The organism is Leucobacter soli (assembly GCF_042659205.1).
Lineage (GTDB): Bacteria > Actinomycetota > Actinomycetes > Actinomycetales > Microbacteriaceae > Leucobacter > Leucobacter soli.
Genome location: NZ_JBHSRW010000120.1, coordinates 1 through 6,619, shown reverse-complemented (window position 1 = coordinate 6,619; position 6,619 = coordinate 1). Strand labels below are relative to the sequence as shown.

General features: G+C 71.3%; 6 protein-coding genes. All 6 read right to left on the bottom strand.

Features of this window, described 5'->3' with window-relative positions:
- Positions 1-33: 33 nt before the first annotated feature.
- The gene (locus ACFPZL_RS08430) at positions 34-1,503 is read right to left on the bottom strand and encodes a DHA2 family efflux MFS transporter permease subunit (RefSeq protein WP_218115170.1); all 1,470 of its coding nucleotides are present in this window, start codon (positions 1,501-1,503) and stop codon (positions 34-36) included.
- A 72-nt stretch (positions 1,504-1,575) separates the two neighbouring features.
- On the bottom strand, positions 1,576-2,376 hold the full coding sequence (locus ACFPZL_RS08425) for an amino acid ABC transporter ATP-binding protein (RefSeq protein ID WP_218115171.1): 801 nt from the start codon (positions 2,374-2,376) through the stop codon (positions 1,576-1,578).
- On the bottom strand, positions 2,373-3,245 hold the full coding sequence (locus tag ACFPZL_RS08420) for an amino acid ABC transporter permease (protein WP_218115172.1): 873 nt from the start codon (positions 3,243-3,245) through the stop codon (positions 2,373-2,375). Before ACFPZL_RS08420 ends, ACFPZL_RS08425 begins: the two co-directional genes overlap by 4 nt.
- Before the next feature lie 13 nt (positions 3,246-3,258).
- Positions 3,259-4,113 carry an ABC transporter substrate-binding protein gene (locus ACFPZL_RS08415; protein ID WP_218115173.1) on the bottom strand — a complete coding sequence of 285 codons (855 nt, stop codon included), beginning with the start codon at positions 4,111-4,113 and terminating at the stop codon, positions 3,259-3,261.
- A gap of 183 nt (positions 4,114-4,296) precedes the next feature.
- Positions 4,297-5,598, bottom strand: coding sequence for an amidohydrolase family protein (locus ACFPZL_RS08410; RefSeq protein ID WP_218115174.1), 1,302 nt, complete (start codon positions 5,596-5,598; stop codon positions 4,297-4,299).
- Between the two features lie 43 nt (positions 5,599-5,641).
- Positions 5,642-6,619: flavin monoamine oxidase family protein (locus ACFPZL_RS08405; protein ID WP_382335088.1), on the bottom strand; the 978-nt coding region annotated here is incomplete at its 5' end.

Below are 6,619 nucleotides of genomic sequence, written 5' to 3'. Positions count from 1 at the left end.
TCCGCCAGCTCGCCGAGGCCGTCCGCCGCACCCTCAGCGCGTCGACCGAGCGCTCACCGACTTCGCTCTGGGATCCTCGGTGACGAAGCAGGCGAGCACCGCACCGATCGTCGCCGCGGCGCCGGCCATCAGGAACGCCGCACGCGTGCCCGCAGCCAGCGCGTGCGCGTCGACCGCTTCGGGAGAACCCGCCACCGACGCCGAGACGAGCGTCATCACCGTGACGAACAGTGCCGTGCCAGCGGCACCCGCCACCTGCTGCACCGTCGAGATGGTCGCGCTGCCGTAGGAGGCGAGGCTGCCCGGAAGCGAGCCGAGCGACACCGAGAAGAGCGGCGTGAAGACGCCCGCGAGGCCCAGGCAGAGCACCAGGTAGGTGACGACCACCTGCCAGATGCTCGTGGAGTCCGTGAACAGGCCCATGCCCCAGAGCGCGATCGCGGTCGCGATGGTGCCGGGCAGCAGCACGAAGCGCGCGCCGCGCCGGTCGACGAGCCGGCCCACCCAGGGGCCGAGCAGGCCCATCAGCAGTCCGCCGGGCAGCAGCACGAGGCCGGACTCGAGGGTCTCGAATCCCAGCACGTTCTGCACGTAGATCGGCAGGAGGATCAGCGTGCCGAAGAGCGCGAGCGAGCTGAACGAGAACAGGATCGCCGCGAGCCGGAACGGCAGGTAGGTGAAGGTGCGCAGATCGAGCAGCGCTCTGTCCTCCCGCTGCAGGACGATCTGGCGCCAGATGAACGCCGCGAGCGCGATCGCCCCGAGCAGCATCGGCCCCCACGGGGGCACACCGGAGCCGCCGTTGGCCTGCTCCCCGACCGCGCTCAGCCCGTAGACCAGGCCGCCGAAGCCGACGACGGAGAGCAGCACCGACAGGGCATCGATCGGAGCCACCCGCTGTTCGCCCACGTTCGGCAGGCGCAGCGCCCCGAGCAGCAGCGCGGTCGCGGCGATCGGCAGCATGAAGATGAAGAGCCACCGCCAGCTGAGCCACTGCAGGATGAGCCCGGAGATGGTCGGCCCGAGCGCCGGCGCGACCGAGATCACGATCGCGATGCGCCCCATCAGGCGGCCGCGGATGCTCGCCGGGACGAGGGTGATCACGGTCGTCATCAGGAGCGGCATCATGATGGCGGTGCCGCCGGCCTGCACCACACGGCCGACGACCAGGACGCCGAAGCCCGGCGCCACCGCCGAGATCAGCGTTCCCGCGGTGAAGAGGCTCATCGCGGTGAGGAAGAGGGTCCGGGTGCGCATGCGCCGGATCAGCATGCCGGTGATCGGGATCACGACGCTCATCGTCAGCAGGAACGCGGTGGTCAGCCACTGCCCGGCGGCGGCGGAGATCGAGAGATCCTCCATCAGGCGCGGCAGCGCGACCCCCATGACGGTCTCGTTGAGGATCACGACGAAGGCGCTCGTGAGGAGCAGCCAGATGGCGAGGCTCTCGCGCGGACCGAGGCTCCGCGCGCTGGGATCGGGCGACGGAGACTGTTCGAGCATAAGAGGTCTAGCCTACCGGGTTCTCCGGACCCAGCGGCACGGCTTGCCGCACGGCGGCCCGGGATCGGCCGGTCAGGCGAAGGGATCGCGCACGCGTGCGAGGAAGGCTCGGGTCTCCTCGCGCTGCGGCGCATCGAAGACCTGCGCGGGCGGGCCCGATTCGATGATCCGGCCATCCTTCAGATACACCACGCGGTCGGCGACGCGTCGCGCGAAACTCATCTCGTGCGTGGCCATGAGGATCGTGGAACCCTGGGTCTTGAGCTCGTGCACCAGATCGAGCACCTCGCCGACGAGCTGCGGATCGAGGGCGCTCGTGATCTCGTCGAGCAGCAGGAGTTCGGGATCGGTGGCGATGGCCCGGGCGATCGCCACGCGCTGCTGCTGGCCCCCCGAGAGGCGATCCGGGTACTCGCGCGCCTTGTCGCCGAGGCCGATCCTCTCGAGCAGCGCCATGCCGGTGCGCTCGGCCTCCGCCCTGGGGGTGCGGAACACCTTGCGCGCGGCGAGCGTCACGTTGTCGAGCACGCGCAGATGCGGGAACAGGTTGTAGTGCTGGAACACGACGCCGATACGCGCCCGGATCGCGTCGGCGTCGACGCGCGGATCGGTGATGTCCTGCGTGTGCGGCTCGCCCTCCGTCGAACCCTCAGTCGAACGGGTGAGCAGGATCCTGCCGTCGTCGACCTGCTCGAGCAGGTTGATCGTCTTCAGCAGCGTCGACTTGCCCGAGCCCGAGGCCCCGATCAGCACGACGACCTCGTGCTTCGCCACCTCGAGGTCGATGCCGTCGAGCACGCTCTGCTCCCCGAAGCGCTTCACCACGCCTTCGATGCGCAGCACGGGCTCGGTGCGCTGATCCGCCCCGCTCATACGACTCCCCCGACCTGCTCGCGCCGCTGCGCCCGCGCCGACACCGCGTCGGTGATTCGGATGAAGGGCCAGGCGAGGATCACGAAGCACAGGCCCGCCACCACGTATGGCGTGAAGTTGAAGCTCGTGGCGACCTCGATCTGCGCGGCCCGCACGGCGTCGACGGCGCCGAGCACCGAGATGAGACCGACATCCTTCATCAGCGAGACGAAATCGTTCATGAGCGCCGGCGTCACCTTGCGCACCGCCTGCGGCATCACGATGAGGCGCAGCGTGCCGGCGTGGCTGAGGCCGAGCGAGCGCGCAGCCAAGCGCTGAGACGGGTGCACGGCCTCCATCCCCGCGCGCAGCACCTCGGACACGTAGGCCGAATAGCAGAGCACGAGCGCGACGGTGCCCCAGACCTGCGCCGGCACCCGCCCGGTCAGACCGAGCGCGGGAATGCCGAACCCGATCAGGTAGAGCACGAGCAGCACAGGGATGCCGCGGAAGAGGTCCGTGTACCCGGCCGCCAGCAGGCGGAGCGGCGTGAACACGGCACCGCGCAGGGTGCGGGCGACCGCGAGCAGGGTGCTCAGGATCGCGACGCCGATCGTCGCGAAGACGAGCACCTGGACGTTCAGCCAGAGACCCTCGAGCACGCGCGGGAACGAGGCGATCGCGACCTGCGGGTCGAAGAACGTCTCGCGCACGCGCGCCCAGCCGGGGCTGTTCACGAGCACCAGCCAGATGACCGCGGCGAAGACGACGGTGCTGACCGCGCTGATCAGCACCGAGCGCCGACCCCGGGCGCGCCGGTAGGCGCGGCGTTCGAGCTCGATCTCGCTCGGCTCGAACGGACGCGCCGCGCGCGGCCCGGTGTCGGTCACTGATGCGTCGGATCTACTGGAGGACCGGGGCGCCCTGGTCGGCGATCCACTCGGCGGCCAGCTGATCCAGCGTGCCGTTGTCGCGCAGGGCGTCGACCGCCGCCGAGACCGCCGCCGTCAGCGGCGAGTCCTTCGGCAGCACGAAGGCGAAGTCGTCCCCGCCCCGGCTCGACTGGAGCTGGCCGACGATCACGCCGTCGTCGAGCTGCGCGTCGCGCACGTAGAACGCGCCCGGCAGGTCGGTGACCATCGCATCGACCTGGTCGCCCTGCAGTGCGAGGACCAGGTCGTCGACGGAGTTGTAGATCTTCAGGTTGTCGGTCCCCAGCACCTCTTCGGCGACGGTCAACGACGTCGTGCCCGAGGCGACGCCGATCGTAGCGCCGGCCAGATCGGCCACGCTCGTGGCACCGGCCGCGGCGCTGCCGGCGTTCGCGACGATCGCCTGCGTGGTCGTGTAGTACGGGCTCGAGAAGTCGACGGCCTGCGCCCGCTCCTCGGTCACCGAGAACTGCTGGATGTTCAGGTCCCAGTCCTTCGGACCCGGTGCGATCGAGGCCTCGAACGCGGCGCCGACCCACACGACGTCCTCCTTCGCGAAGCCGAGCTCCTCGGCCACGGCGTAGGCGACGGCCGCTTCGAAGCCCTCACCGCTCGAGGGATCGTTGTCGATCACCCACGGCGCGTAGGCGGGCTCGCCGGTCGCGATCGTCAGGACGCCCGGGGTGATGGTCTCGAGTGCCGGGCCGTCGGAGGCGGCGGGCGTCTCGGGCTCGGCGTTCCCGCCGCCCGAGGTGCAGGCGGAGAGCGCGAGGAGAGCAGCGGCGCCTGCGGCGACCACTGCGCTGAAACGGGTGAGGCGGGACATGGATGCTCCTTGCAAGTCGGATTCTGGTCGCGCCCGGCGCCGGAGGCCGGGGCGGAGAGCCAGCCTCGATTCTAGCCCTCCGCGGTCTCGGGAAGATCTCGACGCGGTCGCGGCGCGGGCGTCGTGCACGGACGGCCGGTTCAGGGGCGGGTCAGCGACGGTTCGGTGTCGGTTCAGGCCGGTTCAGGGGCGGCGGAACCGCTCGACACCACCGACGATCGTGCGCGCGCACCGGCCAGCGCCATCCTCTACGAGGTCCGCGATCGCGTCATCCGAATCCACCGCGTCGATGTCGAAGAAGGCGAGATCCGCGATCGCCCCCACACCGAGCTGTCCGATGCGCTCCGCGCCGACGTGCAGACCGAGCGCCGCCGCTCCCCCGAGCGTCGCCGCCCCGAGCAGCCGCTGGTGCAGATCGGCCTCGGCGTAGCCCTGGCGCCGGGCGACCCGGTAGAGCGCCCGGACGTCGGCCATCAGATCCAGCGACGGCGAGGATGAGAGCGAGTCGGTGCCGACGGCGATCGGGTTGCCCTCGCGCAGGTAGTCGGCCACGGGAGGCATGTCGAGCCCGATCACCTCGTTGGAGCGCGGGCAGAGCGCCACGCTCGAGCCCCGGGCGCGCAGGAGCGCCCGGTCCTCGGCGCTCACGTACACGCCGTGCGCGATGTGGCAGTCGGGGCCGAGCACTCCCAGGTGGTCGACGAACTGCGTCGACGAGACCCCGATCCCGTGCGATCGCAGGGCGCGGAAGCTGTCGGCGCCGAGCTCGGGCCAGCCGCCGTGCCCGCCCGGGCCGCCGCCGGCGTAGCCGTCGATCCCGTCGAATGCGCGTTCCATGTGCGCCTCGGCGAGGTGGATGTGGAGTCGAAGCCCCTCTTCCCGCACGATGTCGGGGATCTCGAGGAGCGGCTGCACCTCGAGCGAATAGGGGGCGTGCGGCGAGACGCCGCCGCCGGGCGGACGGGGGATGTCGCGCAGCTGCGCGCGCACCGCCTCGCGTTCCTCTGGGGTCCAGTCGGCGTTGCTCTTGCCGTAGACCTCCCAGTAGGCGATCCCGTGCAGCCCGGCGTCGTGCAGTGCCGAGAGCGCGGCACGGTCCGTGACGACATCGGCGAGGGCGGTGACGCCCGCGGCGATCGATTTGGCGGCGCCGTCGGCGGCCGCCGCCGCCCAGGAGTGACCGGGCCGGTTGTAGACGGCGTCGAACGCCTGGCCCCAGTCCTCGAAGCCCGTGTAGTGCTTCGACGCCACCTCGTGCATGTGGGTGTACTGCAGGTGGGTGTGCGCGTTGACGAGGCCGGGGGTGATGACGCCGTCCCAGCGCTCCTCGGTGAAGGGCTCCCCGCGCTCCGCGAGGGCGGCGGTCACCCACCGGCGGTCGCCCACGTGCAGGATCCGGTCGCCGCGCACGGCGACGGCTCCGTCGGTGATGCGCGGGCTCGCGACCGGGAACACATGGTCGGCGCTGTAGACGGTGATACTCACACGACGACTCTAATGGCGGCGCCGCGGAGAGGCGAGACGGGCGCTACGCCCAGATCCGGTCGATGGGCAGGGGGTCCCCGAGGATCCGCTCCGCGGCGCGGTGACCGGAGCAGAGGGCGGCGGTCACGGTCGCCGGATCCTCCTGCCAGGTCGCCTCCCCCGCCAGGTGCAGCACCCCACCGCCCAGCGCACCTCCGAACGCACCGCCCCGCGACTCTCCCAGCGGGGTGGCGAGCACCTCGTGGTCCTCCGGAACGGCGCCCACGGTCATGTACGCGTAGGATCCGTGCGCGTACGCGTCGTCCTGCCAGCGCGTGACTCGCACGTGCTCGGGCTCGGGAATGTCTGGGCCGTAGATCTCGCGGAGCGCCTCCAGGACGGAGTCGGCGATCCGCTCGTCGCTCCAGCCGCGGATCTCGCGAGCGCACGCTCCCGCGGCGAAGGTGAGCAGCGTCGGCGTCCCGTGCAGCGGGGTGAGGTCGTACCAGGAATGCCACCACTCCGCAGCCGGGCCCTGCCTGCGGAACGCGTAGACGCCCTCGGCCCAGAACTTCTCGGGAAAGCGCAGGAACACCTTCTCGAACGCGTTCATCTCGAACCGGGCGAGCGCCCCGGCCACCGGCTCGGGCAGCGGCGGCTCGAAGACGAAGTCGTCCGACCGCAGCACGCCGACCGGCACGGTCACCAGAACGCGATCTGCCTCGAACGCGCCGCGATCCGTCTCGACGCTCACCCCGGCGCCCGTGCCCGTGCCCGCATCAGCGGCGGCATCAGCACCTCCGCCGTCGCTATCACCAGCGCCGCCATCACCAGCCCCGGACCAGCGCACGCACGAGACCACGTGCTCCAGGCGCACGTCGAGGCCCTCGGCGAGCCGGGCCGGCAGTCGGTCGTACCCCTCGGGGAACACCACCTCGTCGCCTTCGACCGCGACGTCGTCGAGGCCGAGCGCGTCGAGATCCCGCGCGTCCGCGCCGTACTGCTCCTCGCTCCGGTGGCGCAGGAACTCGCGCACGCAGAT